20 protein-coding genes and 1 pseudogene are annotated in these 26,800 nt (G+C 50.4%); all 21 read left to right on the forward strand.

Features of this window, described 5'->3' with window-relative positions; translation table 11 throughout:
- The 21 genes and pseudogenes from FEK46_RS06385 to FEK46_RS06490 all read left to right on the forward strand — a co-directional run bounded on the left by FEK46_RS06385 (position 1) and on the right by FEK46_RS06490 (position 26,797).
- On the forward strand, positions 1 to 405 hold the full coding sequence (locus tag FEK46_RS06385; protein ID WP_000853256.1) for a GlcG family protein: 405 nt from the start codon (positions 1 to 3) through the stop codon (positions 403 to 405).
- A 21-nt stretch (positions 406 to 426) separates the two neighbouring features.
- Positions 427 to 2,598: a malate synthase G gene (glcB, locus tag FEK46_RS06390; protein WP_135559830.1), complete on the forward strand. Its 2,172-nt coding sequence runs from the start codon at positions 427 to 429 to the stop codon at positions 2,596 to 2,598.
- Between the two features lie 355 nt (positions 2,599 to 2,953).
- A complete protein-coding gene (glcA, locus tag FEK46_RS06395; protein ID WP_130207997.1) occupies positions 2,954 to 4,636 on the forward strand; it encodes a glycolate permease GlcA in 1,683 nt (560 codons plus the stop codon).
- A 495-nt stretch (positions 4,637 to 5,131) separates the two neighbouring features.
- Entirely contained in the window at positions 5,132 to 9,676 is a 4,545-nt protein-coding gene (gene sslE, locus FEK46_RS06400) for a lipoprotein metalloprotease SslE (protein ID WP_135559829.1), read from the forward strand.
- Between the two features lie 193 nt (positions 9,677 to 9,869).
- Positions 9,870 to 10,679 carry a prepilin peptidase PppA gene (pppA, locus tag FEK46_RS06410; protein ID WP_135559828.1) on the forward strand — a complete coding sequence of 270 codons (810 nt, stop codon included), beginning with the start codon at positions 9,870 to 9,872 and terminating at the stop codon, positions 10,677 to 10,679.
- A 65-nt stretch (positions 10,680 to 10,744) separates the two neighbouring features.
- Positions 10,745 to 11,155, forward strand: coding sequence for a type II secretion system pilot lipoprotein GspS-beta (gene gspS2 / locus FEK46_RS06415; RefSeq protein WP_001324279.1), 411 nt, complete (start codon positions 10,745 to 10,747; stop codon positions 11,153 to 11,155).
- A 15-nt stretch (positions 11,156 to 11,170) separates the two neighbouring features.
- Entirely contained in the window at positions 11,171 to 12,130 is a 960-nt protein-coding gene (gene gspC / locus FEK46_RS06420) for a type II secretion system protein GspC (RefSeq protein ID WP_135559827.1), read from the forward strand.
- Between the two features lie 29 nt (positions 12,131 to 12,159).
- Positions 12,160 to 14,220: a type II secretion system secretin GspD gene (gene gspD / locus FEK46_RS06425; RefSeq protein ID WP_000498829.1), complete on the forward strand. Its 2,061-nt coding sequence runs from the start codon at positions 12,160 to 12,162 to the stop codon at positions 14,218 to 14,220.
- On the forward strand, positions 14,220 to 15,713 hold the full coding sequence (gene gspE / locus FEK46_RS06430; RefSeq protein ID WP_000249355.1) for a type II secretion system ATPase GspE: 1,494 nt from the start codon (positions 14,220 to 14,222) through the stop codon (positions 15,711 to 15,713). Before gspD ends, gspE begins: the two co-directional genes overlap by 1 nt.
- Complete coding sequence (gene gspF, locus FEK46_RS06435) at positions 15,713 to 16,936, forward strand: type II secretion system inner membrane protein GspF (protein ID WP_135559826.1); 1,224 nt, start codon at positions 15,713 to 15,715, stop codon at positions 16,934 to 16,936. The genes gspE and gspF overlap by 1 nt, the downstream gene beginning before the upstream one ends.
- Before the next feature lie 16 nt (positions 16,937 to 16,952).
- Positions 16,953 to 17,408: a type II secretion system major pseudopilin GspG gene (gspG, locus tag FEK46_RS06440; RefSeq protein WP_001087296.1), complete on the forward strand. Its 456-nt coding sequence runs from the start codon at positions 16,953 to 16,955 to the stop codon at positions 17,406 to 17,408.
- A 3-nt stretch (positions 17,409 to 17,411) separates the two neighbouring features.
- Complete coding sequence (gspH, locus tag FEK46_RS06445; protein ID WP_135559825.1) at positions 17,412 to 17,975, forward strand: type II secretion system minor pseudopilin GspH; 564 nt, start codon at positions 17,412 to 17,414, stop codon at positions 17,973 to 17,975.
- On the forward strand, positions 17,972 to 18,343 hold the full coding sequence (gene gspI / locus FEK46_RS06450; RefSeq protein ID WP_135559824.1) for a type II secretion system minor pseudopilin GspI: 372 nt from the start codon (positions 17,972 to 17,974) through the stop codon (positions 18,341 to 18,343). The genes gspH and gspI overlap by 4 nt, the downstream gene beginning before the upstream one ends.
- Positions 18,340 to 18,945: a type II secretion system minor pseudopilin GspJ gene (gene gspJ / locus FEK46_RS06455; RefSeq protein ID WP_135559823.1), complete on the forward strand. Its 606-nt coding sequence runs from the start codon at positions 18,340 to 18,342 to the stop codon at positions 18,943 to 18,945. Before gspI ends, gspJ begins: the two co-directional genes overlap by 4 nt.
- On the forward strand, positions 18,942 to 19,919 hold the full coding sequence (gene gspK, locus FEK46_RS06460; RefSeq protein ID WP_135559822.1) for a type II secretion system minor pseudopilin GspK: 978 nt from the start codon (positions 18,942 to 18,944) through the stop codon (positions 19,917 to 19,919). Before gspJ ends, gspK begins: the two co-directional genes overlap by 4 nt.
- A complete protein-coding gene (gene gspL / locus FEK46_RS06465; RefSeq protein WP_135559821.1) occupies positions 19,916 to 21,094 on the forward strand; it encodes a type II secretion system protein GspL in 1,179 nt (392 codons plus the stop codon). Before gspK ends, gspL begins: the two co-directional genes overlap by 4 nt.
- A gap of 1 nt (position 21,095) precedes the next feature.
- On the forward strand, positions 21,096 to 21,632 hold the full coding sequence (gene yghD / locus FEK46_RS06470) for a GspM family type II secretion system protein YghD (RefSeq protein WP_135559820.1): 537 nt from the start codon (positions 21,096 to 21,098) through the stop codon (positions 21,630 to 21,632).
- A 1,046-nt stretch (positions 21,633 to 22,678) separates the two neighbouring features.
- A pseudogene (locus FEK46_RS06475) lies at positions 22,679 to 22,879 on the forward strand (ABC transporter permease); the annotation flags it as partial.
- A gap of 907 nt (positions 22,880 to 23,786) precedes the next feature.
- On the forward strand, positions 23,787 to 24,158 hold the full coding sequence (locus FEK46_RS06480) for a hypothetical protein (protein ID WP_135559819.1): 372 nt from the start codon (positions 23,787 to 23,789) through the stop codon (positions 24,156 to 24,158).
- A gap of 26 nt (positions 24,159 to 24,184) precedes the next feature.
- Positions 24,185 to 25,930, forward strand: coding sequence for a polysaccharide biosynthesis/export family protein (locus FEK46_RS06485; RefSeq protein WP_135559818.1), 1,746 nt, complete (start codon positions 24,185 to 24,187; stop codon positions 25,928 to 25,930).
- 66 nt (positions 25,931 to 25,996) lie between these two features.
- On the forward strand, positions 25,997 to 26,797 hold the full coding sequence (locus FEK46_RS06490) for an ABC transporter permease (RefSeq protein WP_135559817.1): 801 nt from the start codon (positions 25,997 to 25,999) through the stop codon (positions 26,795 to 26,797).
- Positions 26,798 to 26,800: the final 3 nt, after the last annotated feature.

The raw sequence follows: 26,800 nt of genomic DNA on the forward strand, positions 1-26,800 counted from the left end.
ATGAAAACTAAAGTCATTCTTAGCCAGCAAATGGCGAGTGCAATTATTGCCGCAGGTCAGGAAGAAGCGCAGAAAAATAACTGGTCTGTTTCCATTGCTGTTGCCGATGACGGCGGTCATCTGCTGGCGTTAAGTCGCATGGACGATTGCGCGCCGATAGCGGCCTACATCTCTCAGGAGAAAGCGCGTACTGCCGCGCTGGGGCGTCGTGAAACTAAGGGCTATGAAGAGATGGTGAACAACGGACGTACCGCGTTCGTGACTGCGCCGTTACTGACGTCGCTGGAAGGTGGCGTACCGGTTGTTGTTGATGGACAAATTATTGGTGCCGTGGGCGTTTCTGGTTTAACCGGAGCACAGGATGCGCAGGTCGCGAAAGCGGCAGCAGCGGTGTTGGCGAAATAAGCGAAAACGAGGAGATAAACAATGAGTCAAACCATAACCCAGGGCCGTTTACGCATTGACGCCAATTTTAAACGTTTTGTGGATGAAGAAGTTTTACCGGGAACAGGGCTGGACGCTGCGGCGTTCTGGCGCAATTTTGATGAGATCGTTCACGATCTGGCGCCAGAAAATCGTCAAGTACTGGCAGAGCGCGATCGCATTCAGGCGGCGCTGGACGAATGGCATCGCAGCAATCCGGGGCCGGTAAAAGACAAAGCGGCTTATAAATCTTTCCTGCGTGAACTGGGCTATCTCGTGCCGCAGCCTGACCACGTTACGGTGGAAACCACGGGCATCGATAGCGAAATCACCAGTCAGGCGGGGCCACAGCTGGTGGTTCCGGCGATGAACGCCCGCTACGCGCTGAACGCGGCAAACGCTCGCTGGGGCTCACTGTACGATGCGTTATACGGCAGCGACATCATCCCACAGGAAGGGGCGATGGTCAGCGGCTACGATCCGCAGCGCGGTGAGCAGGTTATCGCCTGGGTTCGGCGTTTCCTTGATGAATCTCTACCGCTGGAAAACGGCAGCTATCAGGATGTGGTGGCGTTTAAGGTGGTCGACAAACAATTACGTATCCAGTTGAAAAATGGTAAAGAAACCACGTTACGTACTCCGGCACAGTTTGTCGGTTACCGTGGCAATGCCGCTGCGCCGACCTGCATTTTGCTGAAAAATAACGGCCTGCATATTGAGCTGCAAATCGATGCCAACGGGCGAATTGGCAAAGACGATCCGGCGCACATCAACGACGTTATCGTTGAAGCCGCCATCAGTACCATTCTCGACTGTGAAGATTCAGTCGCGGCGGTTGATGCGGAAGATAAAATCCTGCTGTACCGCAACCTGCTGGGCCTGATGCAGGGGACTCTGCAAGAGAAAATGGAGAAAAACGGTCGGCAAATCGTGCGTAAACTGAATGACGATCGTCAGTACACCGCCGCCGATGGCTCTGAAATTTCTCTGCACGGACGCTCGTTGCTGTTTATCCGCAACGTAGGTCATTTGATGACCATTCCCGTAATTTGGGACAGCGAAGGCAATGAAATCCCGGAAGGCATTCTTGATGGCGTCATGACTGGCGCGATTGCCCTCTATGATTTAAAAGTGCAGAAAAACTCGCGCACTGGCAGCGTCTATATTGTGAAGCCGAAAATGCACGGTCCGCAGGAAGTGGCGTTCGCCAACAAACTGTTTACCCGCGTTGAGGCAATGCTCGGTATGGCACCGAATACCCTGAAAATGGGCATTATGGATGAAGAACGCCGGACCTCGCTGAACTTGCGTAGCTGTATCGCTCAGGCGCGCAACCGCGTGGCGTTCATCAATACCGGTTTCCTCGACCGTACTGGCGATGAGATGCATTCGGTGATGGAAGCTGGCCCGATGCTGCGTAAAAACCAGATGAAATCGACGCCGTGGATCAAAGCCTACGAGCGCAATAACGTGCTTTCCGGTCTGTTCTGCGGGCTGCGCGGTAAAGCGCAAATCGGCAAAGGCATGTGGGCAATGCCGGACCTGATGGCAGACATGTACAGCCAGAAGGGCGACCAGTTACGTGCCGGGGCAAACACGGCCTGGGTTCCGTCGCCAACTGCCGCTACGCTCCATGCGCTGCACTACCACCAAACCAACGTACAGAGCGTGCAAGCCAACATAGCCCAGACCGAGTTCAATGCTGAATTTGAACCGCTGCTGGACGATCTGCTGACTATTCCGGTTGCTGAAAACGCTAACTGGTCGGCGCAAGAGATCCAACAAGAGCTGGATAACAACGTGCAGGGAATTCTGGGCTACGTGGTGCGTTGGGTAGAGCAGGGGATTGGTTGTTCAAAAGTGCCGGATATTCACAACGTGGCGTTGATGGAAGACCGTGCAACGCTGCGCATCTCCAGCCAGCATATTGCCAACTGGTTACGCCACGGCATTCTGACCAAAGAGCAGGTGCAGGCGTCACTGGAGAATATGGCGAAAGTGGTTGATCAGCAAAACGCTGGCGATCCGGCTTATCGTCCGATGGCGGGGAATTTCGCTAACTCGTGTGCCTTTAAAGCTGCCAGCGATTTGATCTTCCTCGGCGTGAAACAGCCAAACGGTTATACCGAACCGTTATTACACGCCTGGCGTTTACGCGAAAAAGAAAGTCATTAATAGCGTCAAAAAAAGCCCCGGCAAGTTTTATTGTCGGGGCTATTATAGTAACTGCGGTAGTACATTTATCCCGGAAATAACCGGAGCGATTATCAGGGTTTAACAAAATTAAATACCCGCAGCGCATTACTAGCGGGCCTAAAACAACAATATGGACATCTTAACGATACTCTGCACCTGCGTGTGCGGAACAGAAACCCTTACCCGATATACTTGTTATGCCAGAGGTAGCAATTGCGTTAGCAGCGTACTGTTGCTGTAAAGTATAACGCCTATATTTTACAGTTCAGTCCTCTTTTGCTTATTACAACCTTAATCATATCAAGCATATAAAGATAATAAGAGACTGAACAATATGGTTACCTGGACCCAAATGTATATGCCGATGGGAGGACTGGGGCTATCCGCTCTGGTTGCCCTGATCCCAATAATATTCTTCTTCGTTGCACTTGCGGTATTACGTCTGAAAGGGCATGTCGCTGGAGCAATAACCCTTATATTATCTATCCTGATTGCGATATTCGCCTTTAAAATGCCGATTGATATGGCATTTGCTGCTGCGGGCTATGGCTTTATTTATGGATTATGGCCAATTGCCTGGATTATTGTCGCGGCGGTTTTCCTGTATAAATTAACCGTTGCCAGCGGTCAGTTTGATATTATCCGCAGCTCGGTTATCTCCATCACCGACGATCAGCGTTTGCAGGTGTTACTGATTGGTTTCTCCTTTGGCGCGTTGCTGGAAGGGGCGGCAGGCTTTGGCGCACCGGTGGCAATTACAGGGGCATTGCTGGTGGGCCTGGGCTTCAAACCGTTATACGCGGCGGGGCTGTGTCTGATTGCTAACACTGCGCCGGTGGCGTTTGGTGCGTTGGGCGTGCCGATACTGGTCGCCGGTCAGGTGACCGGAATCGATCCGTTCCACATTGGTGCAATGGCGGGACGTCAGTTGCCGTTCCTGTCGGTGCTGGTGCCGTTCTGGCTGGTAGCGATGATGGATGGCTGGAAAGGGGTGAAAGAGACGTGGCCAGCGGCGCTGGTTGCGGGTGGTAGCTTTGCGGTTACCCAGTTCTTTACCTCTAACTACATTGGTCCTGAGCTGCCGGATATTACTTCGGCGCTGGTGAGTATCGTCTCACTGTCTTTATTCCTTAAAGTCTGGCGACCGAAAAATACCGAAACGGCAATCAGCATGGGGCAATCCGCAGGTGCGATGGTGGTGAATAAACCGTCTTCTGGCGGTCCCGTGCCTTCAGAATATAGTCTGGGGCAAATCATTCGCGCGTGGTCACCCTTTTTAATCTTAACGGTACTGGTCACCATCTGGACCATGAAACCGTTTAAAGCGTTATTTGCTCCGGGCGGCGCGTTTTATTCGCTGGTGATTAATTTCCAGATCCCTCATTTGCATCAACAAGTCTTGAAAGCGGCCCCCATTGTCGCCCAGCCGACGCCAATGGACGCGGTGTTTAAATTCGACCCGCTCTCTGCTGGCGGCACCGCTATTTTCATTGCAGCGATTATCTCTATCTTCATCCTCGGCGTGGGGATCAAGAAAGGTATTAGTGTCTTTGCCGAAACACTAATTAGCCTGAAGTGGCCGATACTGTCGATTGGCATGGTGCTGGCATTTGCCTTCGTGACCAACTATTCCGGTATGTCTACCACACTGGCGCTGGTACTGGCGGGTACTGGTGTGATGTTCCCGTTCTTTTCGCCATTCCTCGGCTGGCTGGGGGTATTCCTTACCGGCTCGGACACCTCCTCGAACGCTCTGTTTGGTTCACTACAATCAACCACGGCGCAGCAAATCAACGTCTCTGACACTCTGCTGGTGGCAGCAAATACCAGCGGCGGCGTAACTGGCAAGATGATCTCCCCGCAATCTATCGCCGTGGCCTGCGCCGCGACGGGCATGGTGGGCCGAGAATCTGAACTGTTCCGCTACACCGTGAAGCACAGTCTGATTTTTGCCAGCGTTATCGGCATTATCACCCTGTTGCAGGCATATGTGTTTACCGGAATGTTAGTTTCGTAAGTCAATAATGCCGGATGATCGTCAATATCATCCGGCTTCTTTCTACTCACGTTTCATTATCCTGACTAAATAATTGTAAAATCATTTCGTTGTTTATTATCCATGCATAAATAATATTTCGTGTTCAGATAACTCGCTAAATAATTAAGGGGGTGAGAATATCTATTTTTTTGTCACGCAAAACAAGTCTGTATTAATTGTGTTCGCTTGATGAGCAAACACCGTGCTATCTGTTGCTTTTGCAATCGCAATCGTTAAAACTATCAACAACTTGGGATAGTTACATTGTGAATAATTGTTACTTTTTTGTTTGTTGAATCATTTTATAAATACCCCGTCTGACATCGAATAGGGGATATTCTTATAAATTTCACCTGTTTCGTTATCAATAATGCAGTTTTCTTAAGAATGGAGGAAGTTACTAGAGAAGGTAAAACATAAAACTATTTCCCCAGTTACGAATTTTTTAACTATATTTTGTCACTTGCGTTATTAATGAATAAGAAATTTAAATATAAAAAATCGCTTTTAGCGGCTATTTTAAGCGCAACCTTATTAACCGGTTGTGATGGCGGCGGTTCAGGTTCTTCCTCCGATACTCCGCCTGTAGATTCTGGAACCGGGTCTTTGCCGGAAGTGAAACCCGATCCAACGCCAACCCCGGAGCCGACGCCGGAGCCTGAACCTACTCCGGACCCGACACCTGAGCCAGAGCCAACGCCAGAACCGGAGCCAGAACCTGTTCCTACGAAAACAGGTTATCTGACCCTGGGCGGAAGCCAGCGGGTAATCGGTGCTAAATGTAATGGTGAATCCAGCGACGGCTTTACTTTTACACCTGGCGAGAACGTTACTTGCGTGGCGGGTAACACGACAATTGCCACCTTCAACACTCAGTCAGAAGCTGCGCGTAGCTTGCGTGCGGTTGAAAAAGTGTCGTTTAGCCTTGAGGATGCGCAAGAACTGGCGGGGTCCGATGACAAGAAAAGCAATGCGCTGTCGCTGGTAACCTCCATGAACAGTTGTCCGGCGGATACAGAACAGGTTTGCCTGACGTTCTCCTCGGTGATCGAGAGTAAACGCTTTGACTCGCTGTATAAGCAAATCGATCTGGCACCGGAAGAGTTCAAAAAGCTGGTCAATGAAGAGGTGGAAAACAATGCCGCGACTGATAAAGCGCCATCCACTCATACTTCACCGGTTGTGCCAGTCACCACACCGGGAACAAAACCGGATCTGAACGCTTCCTTCGTGTCGGCTAACGCGGAACAGTTTTATCAGTATCAACCTACGGAAATTATTCTCTCCGAAGGCCGACTGGTAGATAGCATGGGCAATGGTGTGGTTGGCGTAAATTACTACACCAGCTCAGGCCGTGGCGTGACTGGCGAAAACGGCAAATTCAACTTCAGCTGGGGCGAAACCATCTCCTTTGGTATCGACACCTTTGAACTGGGCTCAGTACGCGGCAATAAGTCGACCATTGCGTTGACTGAGCTGGGCGACGAAGTTCGTGGAGCGAATATTGATCAGCTTATTCATCGTTACTCCCAGACTGGAGATAATAACGACCGTCAGATCCCGGATGTGGTCCGCAAGGTCTTTGCCGAGTATCCCAACGTGATCAACGAGATTATCAATCTCTCGTTATCCAATGGCGCGACGCTGAACGAAGGCGATCAAACCGTTGAGCTGCCAAACGAATTTCTTGCACAGCTTAAATCCGGGCAGGCAAAAGAGATCGATACCGCGATTTGCAACACAACCGGGAGCTGTAACTCTCCGCGCTGGTTCTCGCTGACGGCGCGCAACGTTAATGAAGGTCAAATTCAGGGCGTTATCAACAAGTTGTGGGGAGTGGACGAGGATTACAAATCCGTGTCGAAATTCCACGTTTTCCATGACTCCACCAACTTCTATGGCAGTACGGGTAACGCACGTGGTCAGGCGGTGATTAATATCTCCAACGCGGCCTTCCCGATTCTGATGGCGCGTAATGATAAAAACTACTGGCTGGCCTTCGGCGAGAAACGTGCCTGGGATAAAAATGAGCTGGCGTACATTACTGAAGCGCCTTCCATTGTGCGACCAGAGAACGTGACACGAGAAACCGCCACCTTCAACCTGCCGTTTATCTCGCTGGGGCAAGTGGGCGATGGCAAGCTGATGGTTATCGGTAACCCACACTACAACAGCATCCTGCGTTGCCCGAACGGTTACAGCTGGAACGGGGGCGTTAATAAAGACGGGCAGTGTACGCTCAACAGCGACCCGGATGACATGAAGAACTTCATGGAGAACGTGCTGCGCTATCTGTCAAATGATCGCTGGTTGCCGGATGCAAAATCCAATATGACCGTGGGTACTAACCTGGACACGGTATATTTCAAAAAACATGGTCAGGTGCTGGGAAATAGCGCACCGTTTGCGTTCCACAAGGATTTCGCTGGCATCACGGTCAAACCAATGACCAGCTATGGCAATCTGAATCCAGATGAAGTTCCTCTGTTGATCCTCAATGGCTTTGAATACGTCACACAATGGGGTAGCGATCCTTACTCCATTCCTCTGCGAGCAGATACCAGTAAACCGAAGCTGACTCAGCAGGATGTGACCGATTTGATCGCCTATATGAACAAAGGTGGATCGGTGCTGATCATGGAAAACGTGATGAGCAATCTTAAGGAAGAGAGCGCATCTGGCTTTGTACGTCTGCTTGATGCCGCAGGTCTGTCGATGGCGCTTAACAAGTCGGTAGTAAATAACGATCCGCAAGGCTACCCGGACCGCGTTCGTCAACGACGTTCAACACCAATTTGGGTCTATGAGCGTTATCCGGCTGTCGATGGTAAACCACCGTATACCATTGATGACACCACGAAAGAAGTTATCTGGAAATATCAGCAAGAAAACAAACCTGATGACAAACCGAAGTTGGAAGTTGCCAGCTGGCAGGAAGAAGTTGAGGGTAAACAGGTAACCCAATTTGCCTTTATTGATGAAGCCGACCACAAAACGCCTGAGTCACTGGCTGCGGCGAAGAAGAGAATTCTGGACGCGTTCCCAGGGCTGGAAGAGTGTAAGGATTCTGACTACCACTATGAGGTCAACTGTCTGGAATACCGCCCAGGCACAGATGTACCGGTAACCGGTGGCATGTATGTTCCGCAGTATACGCAGCTGGATCTGGGAGCTGACACCGCGAAAGCGATGCTGCAGGCTGCGGATTTAGGCACCAATATTCAGCGCCTGTATCAGCATGAGCTTTATTTCCGTACCAATGGCCGCCAGGGTGAGCGTCTCAATAGCGTTGATCTGGAACGTTTATACCAAAACATGTCCGTCTGGCTGTGGAACGAGACGAAATATCGTTATGAAGAGGGTAAAGAAGACGAGCTGGGCTTTAAAACGTTCACTGAGTTTCTGAACTGCTACACCAACAATGCATACGTTGGCACGCAGTGTTCCGCTGAGCTGAAAAAATCGCTGATCGATAACAAGATGATTTACGGTGAAGAAAGCAGCAAAGCGGGCATGATGAACCCGAGCTACCCGCTCAACTATATGGAAAAACCGCTGACACGCCTGATGCTGGGCCGTTCCTGGTGGGATCTGAACATCAAAGTTGATGTTGAGAAGTATCCGGGAGTGGTGAATACAAACGGCGAAACCGTCACACAAAACATTAACTTGTACTCAGATCCAACCAAATGGTTTGCAGGTAACATGCAGTCAACTGGCCTGTGGGCACCTGCCCAGCAGGAAGTCAGCATTGAGTCAAAGGCGACAGTTCCTGTGACCGTGACTGTTGCGCTGGCCGACGACCTGACAGGACGAGAGAAGCATGAAGTTAGCCTGAATCGTCCACCCAGAGTGACAAAAACCTATGACCTGAAAGCCAATGATAAGGTGACGTTCAAAGTCCCTTACGGTGGTCTGATTTACATCAAGGGCGACAGCAAAGAGGTGCAATCAGCTGACTTCACCTTTACCGGTGTAGTAAAAGCGCCGTTCTATAAAGACGGTAAGTGGCAACACGATCTGAACTCCCCTGCCCCTCTGGGCGAACTGGAGTCTGCGTCGTTCGTCTATACCACTCCGAAGAAGAACCTGAATGCCAGCAATTTCACGGGTGGCGTAAAACAATTCGCTAAGGAACTGGATACCTTTGCCAGCTCAATGAATGACTTCTACGGACGTGATGGCGAAAGCGGTAAGCACCGGATGTTTACCTATAAAAACTTGACGGGCCACAAACATCGTTTCGCCAACGATGTGCAGATCTCCATTGGTGATGCGCACTCTGGTTATCCGGTAATGAACAGCAGCTTCTCGACGAACAGCACCACGCTGCCGACGACGCCGCTGAACGACTGGCTGATCTGGCACGAAGTAGGGCACAACGCTGCAGAAACACCACTGACTGTACCGGGCGCAACTGAAGTAGCGAACAACGTGCTGGCGCTGTACATGCAGGATCGCTATCTCGGCAAGATGAACCGTGTCGCTGACGATATTACCGTCGCGCCGGAATATCTGGACGAGAGCAACGGTCAGGCATGGGCGCGCGGCGGTGCGGGTGACCGTCTGCTGATGTACGCGCAGCTGAAAGAGTGGGCAGAGAAAAACTTTGATATCAAACAGTGGTATCCAGAAGGTGACCTGCCTAAGTTCTACAGCGATCGTGAAGGGATGAAAGGCTGGAACCTGTTCCAGTTGATGCACCGTAAAGCACGCGGCGATGATGTTGGCAAAACCAAGTTTGGCGAAAGAAATTACTGTGCCGAATCCAACGGTAACGCTGCCGACAAGCTGATGCTGTGTGCATCCTGGGTCGCTCAGACGGATCTTTCGGAGTTCTTTAAGAAATGGAATCCGGGCGCGAATGCTTACCAGTTGCCGGGAGCGAGCGAGATGAACTTCGAGGGCGGTGTGAGCCAGTCGGCTTACAAGACGCTGGCGTCGCTTGATCTGCCGAAACCGCAGCAAGGGCCGGAAACCATTAACAAGGTTACCGAGCATAAGATGTCTGCCGAGTAAGCCTGTATGCCGGATAAGGCGTTCACGCCGCATCCGGCATGAAATAAGGCGCACCGGGTTAACACATTTGCCCGATGCGCCAGCTTATCGGGCCTGGAGGGAAAGCCGCGATTATTTACGTTGGCAGACACCTGTAGGTCGGATAAGGCGTTTTACGCCGCATCCGGCAAGTTACAACAAACAACCTTTAACCATGCTTTTTGATGTTTTTCAGCAATACCCTGCGGCGATGCCCATACTGGCAACCGTCGGAGGATTAATCATCGGCAGTTTTTTGAATGTGGTGATTTGGCGTTACCCCATCATGCTTCGTCAACAAATGGCGGAGTTTCATGGTGAAATGCCGAGTGCGCAGTCAAAAATAAGCCTTGCGCTGCCGCGCTCGCACTGTCCGCATTGCCAGCAGACCATCCGGATACGTGACAACATTCCGCTGCTCTCCTGGCTGATGCTCAAAGGGCGCTGCCGCGACTGTCAGGCGAAAATCAGCAAGCGTTATCCGCTGGTCGAGTTATTGACGGCACTCGCTTTTTTGCTTGCGAGTCAGGTGTGGCCGGAAAGTGGATGGGGGCTGGCGGTGATGATATTATCCGCCTGGCTGATTGCCGCGAGCATCATCGACCTCGATCACCAATGGCTGCCCGATGTTTTTACTCAGGGCGTATTGTGGACCGGGCTGATTGCGGCATGGGCGCAACAGAGTCCGTTAACGCTACAAGACGCAGTCACCGGCGTACTGGTGGGGTTTATCACTTTTTACTCCCTGCGCTGGATAGCCGGAATAGTTCTGCGTAAAGAAGCATTAGGCATGGGCGATGTATTATTGTTCGCTGCGTTAGGTAGTTGGGTGGGGCCGTTGTCGCTGCCCAATGTTGCTTTAATCGCCTCATGCTGCGGCCTGATATATGCCGTTATTACAAAAAGAGGATCAACCACACTGCCTTTTGGACCGTGTTTAAGTCTGGGCGGTATAGCAACACTTTATCTACAGGCATTGTTTTAATGATAACCACGTCATTATCGAAGTGACATTTTAACTCTTATTAATAACCTTAGAGATTATTTACCATGTCGATAAAACAAATGCCAGGGAGGGTATTAATATCGCTATTGTTGAGCGTTACAGGATTATTAAGTGGCTGCGCCAGCCATAATGAAAATGCCAGTTTACTGGCGAAAAAACAGGCGCAAAATATCAGCCAAAACCTGCCGATTAAATCTGCGGGATATACCTTAGTGCTGGCGCAAAGTAGCGGCACGACGGTAAAAATGACCATTATCAGCGAAGCGGGTACTCAGACCACGCAGACGCCTGACGCCTTTTTAACCAGCTACCAACGACAAATGTGCGCTGATCCGACGGTGAAATTAATGATCACCGAGGGAATTAATTACAGCATAACGATTAATGATACACGCACAGGTAACCAGTATCAGCGGAAACTGGATCGTACCACCTGTGGAATAGTCAAAGCATAACGTTGGGTATATAAATTGGCGCGGGTTGTTTTTCGTGACGCACGAATTTATCTCATTCAATGGCTGACAAAAATTCGTCACACTCTTAGCCAGAGACAATCTCTTAATACAGACAAAGAGCATCTGCGCAAAATTGCACGCGGGATGTTCTGGCTGATGCTGCTTATTATTTCTGCAAAAGTGGCGTATTCACTCTGGCGTTATATCTCCTTTTCTGCGGAATATACGGAGGTTTCCCCATCGGCGAATAAACCGACCCGTGCAGGTGCAAAACCGTTCGATAAAAATGACGTGCAATTAATCAGCCAACAAAACTGGTTTGGCAAATATCAGCCCGTCGCCGCACCGGTAAAACAACCCAAACCTGCGCCTGTGGCAGAAACGCGTCTTAATGTGGTGCTGCGTGGGATCGCCTTTGGTGCCAGACCCGGCGCGGTTATTGAAGAAGGCGGCAAACAACAGGTTTATTTGCAGGGCGAACGGCTTGGCTCTCACAACGCGGTGATTGAGGAAATCAACCGCGACCATGTGATGCTGCGCTATCAGGGAAAAATAGAGCGCCTGAGCCTGGCTGAAGAGGAGCGTTCCACCGTAGCCGTGACCAACAAAAAAGCCGCCAGTGACGAAGCAAAGCAAGTTGTTGCTGAGCCTGCTGTCAGTGCGCCCGTTGAGATCCCGGCTGCCGTGCGTCAGGCGCTGGCGAAAGATCCGCAGAAAATTTTTAACTATATCCAGCTTACGCCTGTGCGTAAGGAGGGGATTGTCGGTTATGCAGTGAAACCGGGGGCAGATCGTTCTCTGTTCGATGCCAGCGGTTTCAGGGAAGGCGATATCGCCATTGCGCTAAATCAGCAGGATTTCACTGATCCACGAGCAATGATTGCTCTGATGCGGCAGTTACCTTCAATGGATTCCATTCAACTTACGGTTTTACGCAAGGGTGCGCGCTACGACATTTCCATCGCGCTGCGCTAACCGCATTTAATCCAGGAGAATCATTCATCGTGTTTTGGCGTGATATTACGTTGTCGGTCTGGCGTAAGAAGACAACTGGCCTCAAAACAAAAAAGCGTTTACTGCCGCTGGTGCTGGCAGCGGCATTATGTAGTTCACCGGTCTGGGCGGAAGAAGCCACTTTCACCGCTAATTTTAAAGATACCGACCTGAAATCGTTCATCGAAACCGTCGGCGCTAACCTTAATAAGACCATCATTATGGGGCCGGGCGTACAGGGGAAAGTGAGTATTCGCACCATGACCCCGCTCAATGAACGTCAGTATTACCAGCTATTCCTTAACCTGCTGGAAGCACAGGGGTATGCCGTCGTACCGATGGAAAACGACGTGCTGAAGGTGGTGAAATCCAGTGCCGCGAAAGTCGAGCCGCTGCCGCTGGTCGGTGAAGGCAGCGACAATTATGCGGGCGATGAAATGGTCACCAAAGTGGTGCCGGTACGTAATGTGTCGGTACGCGAGCTGGCGCCGATTTTGCGCCAGATGATCGACAGTGCGGGGTCCGGCAACGTCGTCAATTACGATCCCTCCAACGTAATTATGCTCACCGGACGTGCCTCCGTCGTGGAGCGCCTGACGGAAGTGATCCAGCGTGTGGATCATGCGGGAAATCGCACTGAAGAGGTAATCCCGCTGGATAACGCCTCGGCTTCGGAAATCGCCCGCGTGCTGGAAAGCCTGACTAAAAATAGCGGCGAGAACCAGCCAGCAACGCTGAAATCTCAAATTGTCGCCGACGAACGCACCAACAGTGTGATTGTCAGCGGTGACCCCGCCACGCGAGACAAAATGCGCCGCCTGATCCGTCGGCTGGACTCAGAAATGGAGCGCAGCGGCAACAGCCAGGTTTTCTATCTCAAATACAGCAAAGCCGAAGATCTGGTCGATGTGCTGAAGCAGGTCAGCGGCACGCTCACGGCGGCTAAAGAAGAGGCGGAAGGCACGGTCGGTAGCGGGCGTGAGGTTGTCTCCATCGCCGCCAGCAAACACAGTAATGCCCTGATTGTTACCGCGCCGCAGGACATCATGCAGTCGCTGCAAAGCGTGATTGAACAACTGGATATTCGCCGTGCTCAGGTGCATGTCGAGGCGTTGATCGTGGAAGTTGCCGAAGGCAGCAATATCAACTTCGGCGTGCAGTGGGCGTCGAAAGATGCCGGATTAATGCAGTTTGCTAACGGTACGCAGATCCCTATCGGTACGCTGGGGGCGGCGATTTCTCAGGCGAAACCGCAGAAAGGCTCCACGGTGATCAGCGAAAACGGTGCCACCACCATTAACCCGGATACCAACGGTGATCTCTCCACGCTCGCCCAGCTTCTTTCTGGATTTAGCGGTACGGCGGTTGGCGTGGTGAAAGGCGACTGGATGGCGCTGGTACAGGCGGTCAAAAACGACTCCAGCTCGAACGTCCTCTCCACGCCGAGTATCACCACGCTGGACAACCAGGAAGCCTTCTTCATGGTGGGCCAGGATGTTCCGGTATTAACCGGATCTACCGTTGGTTCCAATAACAGCAATCCTTTCAACACGGTAGAGAGGAAAAAAGTCGGCATCATGCTGAAAGTTACGCCGCAGATTAACGAAGGAAACGCGGTACAGATGGTGATTGAGCAGGAAGTCTCGAAGGTGGAAGGACAGACCAGCCTCGACGTCGTGTTTGGCGAGCGCAAACTGAAAACCACCGTGCTGGCTAATGATGGCGAGCTGATCGTGCTTGGCGGTCTGATGGACGACCAGGCGGGAGAAAGCGTGGCGAAGGTGCCGCTGCTGGGAGATATCCCGTTGATTGGTAACCTGTTTAAATCCACGGCGGATAAAAAAGAAAAACGCAATCTGATGGTGTTTATCCGTCCGACCATTCTGCGTGACGGTATGGCGGCAGACGGCGTGTCGCAGCGCAAATATAACTATATGCGCGCCGAGCAGATCTATCGCGATGAACAAGGCTTAAGCCTGATGCCGCACACCGCGCAGCCGGTATTGCCAGCGCAAAACCAGGCATTGCCGCCGGAAGTACGCGCGTTCCTCAATGCCGGGAGAACGCGTTAATGGTGCCTGTAGCACAGGAAACCACCGCTAACACCGTGCGTCTGCCCTACAGTTTCAGCCGTCGGTTTAGCCTGGTGGCATGGTGCGAAGCGTCGCTGGAGATCCTCCATGTTCATCCGTTGTCGCTCTCTGTTTTGCAGGAGCTGCAGCGGGGGCTGAACGCGCCCTTTACGCTGCGGCAAATCGACGAGGCCGAATTTGAACAGCGGCTGAATGCGGTCTGGCAGCGGGACTCTTCCGAGGCCCGCCAGCTGATGGAAGATCTCGGTTCCGCCGAAGACTTCTTTACCCTCGCTGAAGAACTGCCAGAAACGGAAGATCTGCTGGAAAGTGACGACGATGCGCCGATCATCAAACTGATCAACGCCATGCTGGCAGAGGCGATTAAAGAAGGCGCTTCGGATATTCACATCGAGACATTTGAAAAGAGTCTGGTGATCCGTTTTCGTGTTGACGGCACATTACATGAAATGCTGCGCCCGGGGCGCAAACTGGCCTCGCTGCTGGTATCGCGTATCAAGGTGATGGCACGGCTGGATATTGCCGAAAAGCGCGTACCGCAGGATGGACGCATTGCGCTGCTGCTGGGCGGTCGGGCGATTGATGTGCGTGTCTCCACCATGCCTTCCGCCTGGGGCGAGCGCGTGGTGCTGCGACTGCTGGACAAAAACCAGGCCCGCCTGACGCTGGAGCGTCTGGGGTTGAGTCAGCAACTGACAGTGCAGTTGCGCCAGCTGTTACACAAACCGCACGGCATCTTTCTGGTGACGGGGCCGACGGGTTCCGGCAAAAGCACCACGCTGTACGCCGGATTGCAGGAGCTGAACAACCACTCGCGCAACATTCTCACGGTTGAAGACCCCATCGAATACATGATTGAAGGGATCGGTCAGACGCAGGTCAACACCCGCGTCGGTATGACCTTCGCCCGTGGCCTGCGCGCGATTTTGCGTCAGGACCCGGATGTGGTGATGGTCGGTGAGATCCGCGATACCGAAACCGCAGAAATCGCCGTTCAGGCGTCATTGACCGGGCACCTGGTACTTTCCACGCTGCATACCAACACGGCGGTGGGGGCGATTACGCGTTTGCAGGATATGGGCGTGGAGCCTTTCCTGCTCTCTTCCAGTCTGACGGGCGTGATGGCGCAGCGACTGGTCCGCACTCTGTGTCCCGACTGCCGCCAGGCTGCGCCTGCCACTGACGAAGAAAAACGCCTGCTGGGGATTACCGACGCGCGTACTGTCACTCTGTACCATCCGCAGGGTTGCCCCGCCTGTAATCACAAAGGTTTTCGCGGACGTACTGCCATCCATGAGCTGATCGTGGTAGACGCCACATTGCGTGATTTGATCCACCGTCAGGCCGGGGAACTGGAGCTGGAACGTTATGTCCGGCAACACTCTGCGGGCATCCGCAGCAACGGCATTGAGAAAGTGCTCGCCGGAGAAACCTCACTCGATGAAGTGCTGCGGGTCACGATGGAGGCGTAATGGCACTGTTTTACTATCAGGCGCTGGAGCGTAATGGTCGCAAAACCAAAGGCATGATTGAGGCGGATTCCGCGCGTCATGCCCGCCAGTTGTTGCGCGCTAAAGAGCTTATCCCTGTGAACATTGAAGCCCGGATGAATGCTTCTACAGGGGGAATGTTGCAGCGTCGGCGACACGCACATCGTCGTGTGGTGGCGGCAGATCTGGCGCTGTTCACGCGCCAACTGGCAACGCTGGTGCAGGCAGCAATGCCGCTGGAAACCTGCTTACAGGCGGTCAGTGAGCAAAGTGAAAAACTGCATGTGAAAAGCCTCGGAATGGCGCTGCGCAGCCGGATTCAGGAAGGTTACACCCTGTCGGACAGCCTGCGCGAACATCCCCGCGTCTTTGATTCCCTGTTTTGTTCGATGGTGGCTGCCGGAGAAAAATCCGGGCATCTCGACGTGGTGCTTAATCGCCTGGCGGATTACACCGAACAACGCCAGCGCCTGAAATCACGACTGTTGCAGGCCATGCTCTATCCGCTGGTATTGCTGGTAGTGGCAACGGGCGTGGTCACTATTTTGTTGACGGCGGTAGTGCCAAAAATTATCGAACAGTTTGATCATCTCGGACACGCGCTACCCGCCTCTACCCGAATGCTCATCGCTATGAGCGACGCGTTACAGGCCAGCGGCGTGTACTGGCTGGCGGGTTTGCTGGGGCTTCTGGTGTTGGGGCAACGGCTACTCAAAAATCCCGCTATGCGCCTGCGCTGGGATAAAACCTTGCTGCGCCTGCCCGTGACGGGGCGTGTTGCGCGCGGGCTGAATACGGCGCGTTTTTCCCGCACCTTAAGCATCCTCACCGCCAGCAGTGTTCCGCTACTGGAAGGCATTCAGACCGCTGCCGCCGTGTCGGCAAATCGCTATGTCGAACAACAACTGCTGCTGGCGGCAGATCGCGTCCGCGAAGGAAGCAGTCTGCGCGCTGCGCTGGCGGAGTTGCGCCTGTTCCCGCCGATGATGCTGTACATGATCGCCTCCGGTGAACAGAGTGGCGAACTGGAAACCATGCTTGAACAGGCCGCGGTCAACCAGGAACGGGAATTTGATACCCAGGTGGGGCTGGCGTTAGGACTGTTTGAACCTGCGCTGGTGGTGATGATGGCGGGCGTGGTGCTGTTTATCGTCATCGCCATCCTCGAACCGATGCTGCAACTGAACAATATGGTTGGAATGTAATTTACGGAGTTATCACATGAATTCGTTATCCCGCACACAAAAACCACGGGCAGGTTTTACCCTGCTGGAAGTGATGGTGGTGATTGTTATTCTTGGCGTCCTGGCAAGTCTGGTGGTGCCTAACCTGTTGGGCAACAAAGAGAAAGCCGATCGGCAAAAAGCCATCAGCGATATCGTGGCGCTGGAGAATGCGCTGGATATGTACCGACTGGATAACGGGCGTTATCCGACCACAGAACAGGGGCTTGAGGCGTTGATCCAGCAACCGGCCAATATGGCGGATTCCCGTAACTACCGTACCGGTGGGTACATTAAACGACTGCCAAAGGATCCGTGGGGCAATGATTATCAGTATCTCAGCCCGGGTGAAAAAGGGCTGTTTGATGTTTATACCCTGGGGGCAGATGGTCAGGAAAACGGGGAAGGTGCTGGCGCAGATATCGGTAATTGGAATTTGCAGGAGTTTCAGTAATCAGTGCCTGAACGCGGATTCACACTTCTGGAAATCATGCTGGTGATTTTCCTTATCGGCCTTGCCAGTGCGGGCGTGGTACAGACGTTTGCGACCGATTCTGAATCGCCCGCGAAAAAAGCGGCGCAGGATTTCCTGGCCCGCTTTGCGCAGTTTAAGGACAGGGCAGTGATCGAAGGGCAAACACTCGGTGTGTTAATCGACCCGCCTGGCTACCAGTTCATGCAGCGTCGTCAGGGGAAGTGGCTGCCCGTTTCTGCGACCCGGTTATCGGCGCAGGTTACGGTGCCAAAACAGGTGCAGATGCTGTTACAACCAGGAAGTGATATCTGGCAGAAGGAATATACGCTGGAGCTGCAACGTCGCCGCCTGACGCTGCACGATATTGAACTGGAGCTGCAAAAAGAGGCGAAAAAGAAGACACCGCAGATCCGTTTTTCGCCTTTTGAACCCGCCGCGCCGTTTACGCTGCGCTTTTACCAGAAGGCGCAAAACGATTGCTGGGCGGTGAAACTGGCGCACGATGGTGCGTTATCTCTCAATCAATGTGATGAGAGGATGCCATGAAGCGCGGATTTACCTTGCTGGAAGTGATGCTCGCGCTGGCGATTTTTGCGCTGGCTGCCACGGCAGTGTTACAGATTGCCAGCGGCGCGCTGAACAATCAGCAGGTGCTTGAGGAGAAAACGGTAGCGGGCTGGGTGGCCGAAAACCAGACCGCGCTGCTCTACCTGATGACCCGCGAGCAGCGGGCGGTCAGGCACCAGGGCGAGAGCGATATGGCAGGAAGCCGCTGGTACTGGCGAACGATCCCTCTGAATACAGGTAACGCGCTACTACAGGCGGTGGATATTGAAGTCAGCCTTCATGAAGACTTTTCGCCAGTGATTCAGTCACGACGCGCCTGGTTTAGCGCCGTGGGAGGCCAACAGTGAGAGGGACTCGCGCTGGTTTCACGTTACTGGAAATGCTGGTGGCAATCGCCATTTTTGCCTCACTGGCACTGATGGCGCAGCAGGTGACAAACGGCGTCACGCGCGTGAATAGCGCCGTCGCCGGACACGATCAAAAACTAAACCTCATGCAGCAAACGATGAGTTTTCTGACCCACGATCTGACACAAATGATGCCGCGTCCGGTAAGAGGCGAGCAGGGCCAGCGTGAACCAGCGTTACTGGCTGGCGCTGGCGTGCTGGCGTCTGAGAGTGAAGGGATGCGCTTTGTGCGCGGCGGCGTGGTTAATCCGTTGATGCGCCTGCCGCGCAGTAATCTGCTCACCGTCGGTTACCGCATTCATGATGGTTATCTCGAACGGTTATCCTGGCCGCTGACCGATGCAGCAGGCAGCGTGAAGCCAACAACGCAAAAATTAATCCCGGCGGATTCGCTCCATTTGCAGTTCTACGACGGCACGCGCTGGCAGGAAACCTGGTCATCACTTCAGGCGATCCCTGTGGCGGTGCGTATGACCCTGCATTCGCCGCAATGGGGCGAGATTGAACGCATCTGGTTGTTACGCGGGCCGCAATTATCATGATCATCTCACCACCAAAACGCGGAATGGCACTGGTCGTGGTGCTGGTATTGCTGGCGGTCATGATGCTGGTGACCATCACACTTTCCGGGCGGATGCAGCAACAACTTGGGCGAACGCGCAGCCAGCAGGAGTATCAGCAGGCGCTGTGGTACAGCGCCAGTGCCGAAAGCCTGGCGCTGAGCGCGCTCAGTCTGAGCCTGAAAAATGAACAACGCGTGCATCTGGCGCAGCCGTGGGCTTCTGGCCCTCGTTTTTTCCCACTGCCGCAGGGGCAAATCGGCGTCACTCTGCGTGACGCACAGGCCTGCTTTAACCTGAATGCCCTTGCTCAGCCGACAACGGCGTCGCGTCCGCTCGCGGTACAACAACTGATTGCCCTGATCTCGCGCCTGGATGAGCCTGCTTATCGGGCCGAACTGATAGCCGAAAGCCTGTGGGAGTTTATTGACGAGGACCGCAGCGTGCAGACGCGTCTGGGGCGTGAAGACAGCGAGTATCTCGCCCGTTCGGTGCCATTCTACGCCGCGAATCAACCGCTGGCGGATATCAGCGAGATGCGCGTGGTGCAGGGAATGGACGCCGGGCTTTATCAAAAACTGAAACCGCTGGTCTGTGCGCTGCCGATGACCCGCCAGCAAATCAACATCAATACCTTAGACGTCACGCAAAGTGTGATTCTTGAGGCGCTGTTTGACCCGTGGTTAAGTCCTGTTCAGGCGCGGGCGTTATTACAACAACGTCCAGCGAAGGGCTGGGAAGATGTCGATCAGTTTCTTGCACAGCCGCTACTTGCTGACGTCGATGAGCGTACTAAAAAACAGCTAAAAACCGTCCTGAGCGTGGACAGCAATTACTTCTGGCTGCGTTCAGATATCACCGTGAATGAGATTGAACTGACGATGAACTCGTTAATTGTCCGCATGGGCCCACAACACTTTTCTGTTCTCTGGCATCAGACAGGAGAAAGTGAGTGAGTTCCATGCTTGAGATTTTTTTCCCGCTTTGCGCCTCCGACCCCATCCGTTGGCAGCACCGTACCGCCGATGTGGAGTACGGCATCTGGCCTGACGCTGCCGACGAACGTCTTCAGCAATGGCTGCAAACCGATGCGATTCGACTCTACATTCCCGGCGAATGGATCAGCGTCTGGCAGGTTGAACTGCCTGATGTCCCCCGTAAGCAGATACCGACTATTCTACCCGCCTTGCTGGAAGAAGAGCTGAACCAGGATATCGACGAACTGCATTTTGCGCCGTTGAAAATCGACCAGCAACTGGCAACCGTGGCAGTGATTCACCAGCAGCATATGCGCAACATTGCGCAGTGGTTGCAGGAAAACGGCATCACCCGCGCTACCGTCGCGCCGGACTGGATGTCTATTCCTTGTGGGTTTATGGCTGGCGATGCGCAACGGGTTATCTGCCGCATCGATGAGTGCCGGGGATGGAGCGCCGGGCGGGCGCTGGCTCCGGTCATGTTCCGCGCCCAGCGCAATGAGCAGGATTTACCGCTTTCGCTAACCGTGGTCGGTATTGCACCGGAAGAGCTATCTGCATGGGCTGGCGCAGACGCTGAACGCCTGACAGTTACGGCTCTGCCAGCCATTACCACTTATGGCGAACCGGAAGGGAATCTGCTAACAGGGCCGTGGCAGCCTCGTGTCAGCTACCGAAAACAGTGGGCGCGCTGGCGGGTGATGATTCTGCCGATATTGCTGATTCTGGTTGCGCTGGCAGTGGAACGGGGCGTGACATTATGGAGCGTCAGCGAGCAGGTGGCGCAAAGCCGCACCCAGGCGGAGAAGCAGTTCTTAACGCTGTTCCCGGAGCAGAAGCGGATTGTGAATTTACGCTCTCAGGTGACGATGGCGCTGAAAAAATATCGCCCGCAGGCCGACGATACCCGGCTGCTCGCAGAATTGTCTGCGATCGCCAGTACCCTGAAAACGGCATCACTTACCGACATCGAGATGCGTGGTTTCACCTTTGATCAAAAACGGCAGACGCTTCACCTCCAGCTGCGGGCTGCGAACTTTGCCAGTTTCGACAAACTGCGTAGTGCACTGGCGGCAGATTATGTTGTGCAACAGGACGCGTTACAGAAAGAGGGTGATGCGGTTTCCGGCGGCGTAACGTTGCGGAGGAAATAACATGTTACGCGATAAATTTATTCACTATTTTCAGCAATGGCGTGAGCGCCAGTTAAGCCGTGGCGAACACTGGCTGGCACAACACCTGGCAGGGCGTTCGCCGCGTGAAAAAGGCATGTTACTGGCAGCGGCAGTGTTCCTGTTTAGCGCCGGATATTACGTCCTCATCTGGCAGCCTTTGAGCGAACGGATAGAGCAACAGGAGACGATGTTGCAACAGCTGGTGGCGATGAACTCCCGGATGAAGAGCGCCGCGCCGGATATTATTGTGGCGCGAAAATCCGCCACGACAACGCCTGCACAGGTATCGCGGGTCATCAGTGACAGTGCTTCCGTGCACTCCGTGGTCATCAAGCGGATAGCCGAGCGCGGGGAGAATATTCAGGTCTGGATAGAACCGGTGGTGTTTAATGACCTGCTGAACTGGCTCAATACGCTGAACGAAAAATATGCGCTGCGGGTGACACAAATTGATGTCAGTGCGGGTGAGAAGCCTGGGATGGTGAACGTGCAGCGACTGGAGTTTGGGCGGGGGTAGATATTGCTATTTCCTTAACCCCACCTGATAACCCTTAGCCCAATGGTGAGTGCGGAACTGTCAAACCCGCTCACCGGGCTGAGTTCCGATGTAGCAAGAATGCACTCTCCTTCCAGACCACCACGGAATGTTCGACAATACTGTAGGAATTCGTTTTTCACCATGTAGTCCTTGTGAATCGACACCTTTCTCAGACTGTAAAGTTGCTTAAGTGTTTTGACACATTATGATTATTAATAGTTGCAATAAATCATTGGGTAACAATTGATAGGTCAAAACATATAGGATAATTCTTGTGTGATCTGTATTTTGTGTAGCCTGGAAATTAGTAAAATTCCTGGAGATAATCAGAAAGGGAATTTTGGGAAAGCAAAATAATTTCCGCGGAAACTATTCGTCGATTTTAAGAAATGTCTGCTCAGGTATATCTACTGAGGGATGATACTGGTTGTAACATTGGTTAAAATAAACACACAAAATAATCAAGATGTATATTTTAACCGACGGAAATAGTTACTTCCGGGACTATTGATGCGACTTAAATAACACCATTTAAATGTGATGTAAATCACAAATATGGCTGTGAAGAGGGGGCTGTAGATATAAATAAGAAGTACATGAGTGAATTTTAAATAGGGAAATAGTTTCTTGGTAAACAATTGGCTGATAATTGGTCGCGTGCGTACTGGTATGAGACAGATTGCAGGTTTTTCTACGCATAAAATTCATAGGTGAGTATTGTGATCAAGTGATTAACAGTAATGGCTGAGATAATTTCTTGGGAAATCATCTCAGCATTCTAAAACGGCCAGTTTTCTGAAATTATCAGAAGACCGTATACAGTTATGCCCGAAGAATAGATTAGAAGAAACGAGCCGGAAATAGAACCATTTTTCCCTGTGGAAATAATTTCATCTGAAACTGTTTGCGGCTATTAAAATGGTCAGAACCGTCTGAACGAAATTCATCCAGTTACAATTAAGTATTACCTCCAGTGTATTGGTAGCTGTTAAGCCAGGGGCGGTAGCGTACCTGAAGAGATTAGGATCACATCACCAAATGCAAGAAGTGGATTTGAAGTCCAGAAGGTCACTGTAGAGGGATTATTTATACGAGAAATACGAACACGTTTTGGTAAGTTTCGTATGGGATATCAGTGGGCGATTCTCGAACCTTCTGCGCATTTGCAGATACTGCTGGGCATTTTTGGTTATGTTATGCACCGCGCGATGCCAGACATTTCGTTCCTGGGCATAAGCTGCGAAGTGTACTGTAAAAGGAAGGCACAGCAAGCGGCCTCCATGATGAGCCTAGCCGCGGCCTGACACCGACTCCGGCCATGCTAGTCAGGACCGTGCAAATGGGGGGCAAGAACCCGCCATTCTATCGCAAGTGCATCTCGCCTCTATTTTACTATTGTTGTTTTTCTGTGATTTATAAAGCATAACTTTTGTTATCGCGACGATTATTTACTAGTTAACATTTTTTATTGAAGTTGAGTGTGTGCGAACGGCTCATAAAAATATTAGAGTGTGAACATATAACTAATTGTGGATATATGATAAAAATTGACGTTCCAAACTTCAATCGCGTTTTTAAATGTGACAGGTATCATATATGTATTCAAGCATTGGCAAAATGTTATGTAAAATGCTTGAGCGACAATGCATTTTTATGGTTAGCGATGGTTTTATAAATTATAGTGTTACAGTTTTCAGGATTTAGAGTTTTTTGGCTGCAATCTAAGGGGCATGGAAACGCTATTCCTCACTGAGCCATACATGACAAATTTTATTTAATTACCCCCCATCTTTATGTATTAGAGTGATTTTCTCTGTTATATGACATTTATAATTAAAGTCAGTGAAAATAGATAGCAATATGGGTTACCGGAAAACATAATATTTTGAGGGCGTTTTTCATATGTAGTGCATATACCAAAAGGTAGGGGGTATATTCTTAATTAGTTTTAAATAGATGAAGTAAATACTAGCTGAACAAAGTCAATCTTACACTTATACCATCGTATAGTTGATTTTCGTGATTAACATTTAAAATATCTCATGTTTATTAGCTGTTTTTGAAATCTGTCAGGATATCAACAATAGATGGTAATTGTTTTATATACTATCAACTTTTGGATGACGTTTTAAAATGCACCTTGCACCTCGTACTTTATTATTTTCAGTAGTCTGTTTTATAACGGCTTGCGCACATGATCCAAAACAAGTTGAAGCCTCTCGTCCTTTGGTAACAGCGGTTAATTCTTCTCATTCTCTTATGCCTGAAAATTTGCAGGCGCCATTAAATAACCAAGTTCAAGGTACGACATTCAACATAAATGGTGTAGTTTATACTATAGAAGAAAGATATATATCGGCTTTAGGTTCACAATGCATAAAATTAAGTTATGCGATGAGTAAAAATTATTCAAAACGAAGTGTTGTATGTAAAGAGAATAACAAATGGTATCAAGTACCTCCATTGGAACAAACATCAGTTAGTACTTTGCTTATTGAAGAATAAAGTTGAAGGTAGACGGTTAGAAAATAATGAAAATTTCGCAGCTTAGCACTCTTCTCTTTCTTATTTCTGCATCAGCATTCGCTGCAATAGACCAAAATCAATCTAGTGGCTCACATTTAGGTTATGATCTTGCTGCTTCGACAGGAGAGTCTCGAAAAATACTAGCAGATATCACAGGACAGCCTAATACAACCTCCACTACTGGAAGCTTTACACAACAGAATCGCAATGGGATGTTGCTTCCGGGGGAGTCAGATGTACGGAAATTGCTGCCACAATCTGAAGCAGGTTTGCCTCCTCCGTATGGTGCTAATTTATTTGCTGGAGGCTATGAAACAGAAAGGAGTGACGGTTTAAGCGATAATTATTTGATTGCTCCTGGGGATAAGTTAAATATATGGATTTGGGGGGCTGTCAACTTCTCTAATGTGGTTACGGTTGATAACCAAGGAAATATCTTTATACCTGATGTCGGCCCAATAAATGTAAAGAATGTTCCTGCAAGCCAAGTTAATCAGCTGGTGGCAAGTAAGATAGGTGATGTGTTTACCAATAATGTAAATACTTACGTAAATCTTTTGACTACAACCCCTGTAAGTGTATTTGTTACGGGGCCTGTAATTCGTCCTGGTCAGTACGCAGGACAATCTTCTGATAGCATATTGTATTTTTTAAAACGTGCCGGTGGAATAGATTCTGACCGTGGAAGTTATCGGAAAATTAAAGTATTACGACAAAATAGGGTGATACAGCAAATAGATCTTTATGATTTCATGCTGTACGGGAAACTCCCGAAACTAGCATTAAAAGATCAAGATGTGATCTTGGTTGAGCAACAAGGTCCAATGATCAATGTCGCGGGAAAGGTTCGAAACCCATTCCGATTTGAGCTTACCCAGCGCAATGCATTAGGCTCTGAATTAGTGAATTATGCACTTCCGCTAGCAAAAGTTAGTCATGTCGGTGTGATTGGCGACAGGGAAAGCGGCCCGTTTTCCGTCTACTTGCCGTATAAAGATTTTGCACATCTTCAACTTAAAGACGGTGACAAAGTACTTTTTAATGATGACATGCATGCACAAGTGTATGACATACAAGTATCAGGCAGTTATATGGGACCATCATATTTCACGGTTCGTAAGCAAACTAAATTGCATGATTTATTGAACTATATTCCTATTGATCCAGAGCTTGCGGATTATCAATCAATTTATCTGATACGAAAGAGTGTGGCTGCAAGACAAAAAGAGATGCTGGATGAATCTCTAAACCGTCTGGAACGTAGTGTATTTACCGCACCCGCTCGATCTGATGGTGAGGCGAATATACGCGCTAAAGAGGCAGAGCTAGTGATGCAGTTTGTTGAGAAAGCCCGCAAAGTTCAACCGCTTGGTAAAGTAGTGGTTGCAGATAAAGGAGTGATTGCCAATATCCAATTAGAACAAGGTGATCAAATAGTTATTCCAAATAAGACCGATCTTATTCAAGTGGGTGGTGAAGTTTTGATGCCGCAAGCAGTAGTATACAATGCCGATGCTAATTTGGATGATTATGTTGCATGGGCTGGAGGCTTTACTGAGCGGGCTAACGACAAGCGAATCGCTGTTGTGCATGCAAATGGTCTCGTAGAGTTTAAAGGGCAAGGTAAAGTACAGCCGGGGGATCAGATTTTGGTTTTACCTCAGGTTGATAGCAAAACCATGCAATCATTTAAGGATATCACCCAAATTATTTATCAAATCGCCGTAGCTGCTAACGTAGCTATTAAGTGATTGCGTATTTTAATGTTTAAACTGAGGCTCACTGCAATAATGAGCCGATTATTTGGGTAAGTGTTAATGGACAAACCCATTATTAGCCAAACTCCACGCACTTCTTTGCAAATATTACGTGATGTAGTCTTTGGCTTATTAATTCGTGAGCTAAAAACAAGATTTGGTAATTACCGACTAGGTTATGCTTGGGCATTACTTGATCCATTATTAATGATTAGCTTGTTCAGCGTAGTGTTTGGGATGAGAAGCCAAAGTGGTTTTGGTGGTGTCCCAGCCCAGGTCTTTATTACCGCAGGTTATTTACCTTTCATGTTTTTCAATAAAGTAGTGACTCAGTTGAAATCTGCTGTCAATGCTAATATGGGGCTTTTTTGTTATAGACAAGTGACTCCTTTTGCCACCTTTATAGCCCGTTTTATGCTAGAAACAATGGTGGGTATGATTGTCGGTATCATCCTGGTACTAGGATTATTGTGGTTTGGCTTTGATGCAATACCAGCCGATCCTTTGCAAGTGATTTTTGGTTATTTTCTTCTTATGCTGTTTTCATTTTCTCTTGGTATTGTATTTTGTGTTATTTGTAACTTAGCGAAAGAAGCAGATAAGTTCCTTAGCTTGTTGATGATGCCTTTGATGTTTATCTCTTGTGTTATGTTTCCTCTTGCCACTATTCCCCCGCAATATCAGCATTGGTTTTTATGGAATCCTCTTGTGCATGCTATAGAGCTAATTCGAAGGGCATGGATATCTGGTTATCGAAGTCCTGATGTAAGTTGGGGATATCTATCGTTTGTCACCTTATTATTGCTCACTTTTGCCATGAGCTGTTACCGATTACGCCATCGCCAATTGATTGCTAGTTAGCGT

It is taken from the genome of Escherichia sp. E4736 (assembly GCF_005781225.1).
GTDB lineage: Bacteria > Pseudomonadota > Gammaproteobacteria > Enterobacterales > Enterobacteriaceae > Escherichia.

What these genes read in the sequence shown, in the direction of transcription:
- FEK46_RS06385 (WP_000853256.1), top strand. Translation starts at nt 1, where the DNA reads ATGAAAACTAAAGTCATTCTTAGCCAGCAAATGGCGAGTGCAATTATT.
- glcB (WP_135559830.1), top strand. Translation starts at nt 427, where the DNA reads ATGAGTCAAACCATAACCCAGGGCCGTTTACGCATTGACGCCAATTTT.
- glcA (WP_130207997.1), top strand. Translation starts at nt 2,954, where the DNA reads ATGGTTACCTGGACCCAAATGTATATGCCGATGGGAGGACTGGGGCTA.
- sslE (WP_135559829.1), top strand. Translation starts at nt 5,132, where the DNA reads ATGAATAAGAAATTTAAATATAAAAAATCGCTTTTAGCGGCTATTTTA.
- pppA (WP_135559828.1), top strand. Translation starts at nt 9,870, where the DNA reads ATGCTTTTTGATGTTTTTCAGCAATACCCTGCGGCGATGCCCATACTG.
- gspS2 (WP_001324279.1), top strand. Translation starts at nt 10,745, where the DNA reads ATGTCGATAAAACAAATGCCAGGGAGGGTATTAATATCGCTATTGTTG.
- gspE (WP_000249355.1), top strand. Translation starts at nt 14,220, where the DNA reads ATGGTGCCTGTAGCACAGGAAACCACCGCTAACACCGTGCGTCTGCCC.
- gspF (WP_135559826.1), top strand. Translation starts at nt 15,713, where the DNA reads ATGGCACTGTTTTACTATCAGGCGCTGGAGCGTAATGGTCGCAAAACC.
- gspG (WP_001087296.1), top strand. Translation starts at nt 16,953, where the DNA reads ATGAATTCGTTATCCCGCACACAAAAACCACGGGCAGGTTTTACCCTG.
- gspI (WP_135559824.1), top strand. Translation starts at nt 17,972, where the DNA reads ATGAAGCGCGGATTTACCTTGCTGGAAGTGATGCTCGCGCTGGCGATT.
- gspK (WP_135559822.1), top strand. Translation starts at nt 18,942, where the DNA reads ATGATCATCTCACCACCAAAACGCGGAATGGCACTGGTCGTGGTGCTG.
- yghD (WP_135559820.1), top strand. Translation starts at nt 21,096, where the DNA reads ATGTTACGCGATAAATTTATTCACTATTTTCAGCAATGGCGTGAGCGC.
- FEK46_RS06480 (WP_135559819.1), top strand. Translation starts at nt 23,787, where the DNA reads ATGCACCTTGCACCTCGTACTTTATTATTTTCAGTAGTCTGTTTTATA.
- FEK46_RS06485 (WP_135559818.1), top strand. Translation starts at nt 24,185, where the DNA reads ATGAAAATTTCGCAGCTTAGCACTCTTCTCTTTCTTATTTCTGCATCA.
- FEK46_RS06490 (WP_135559817.1), top strand. Translation starts at nt 25,997, where the DNA reads ATGGACAAACCCATTATTAGCCAAACTCCACGCACTTCTTTGCAAATA.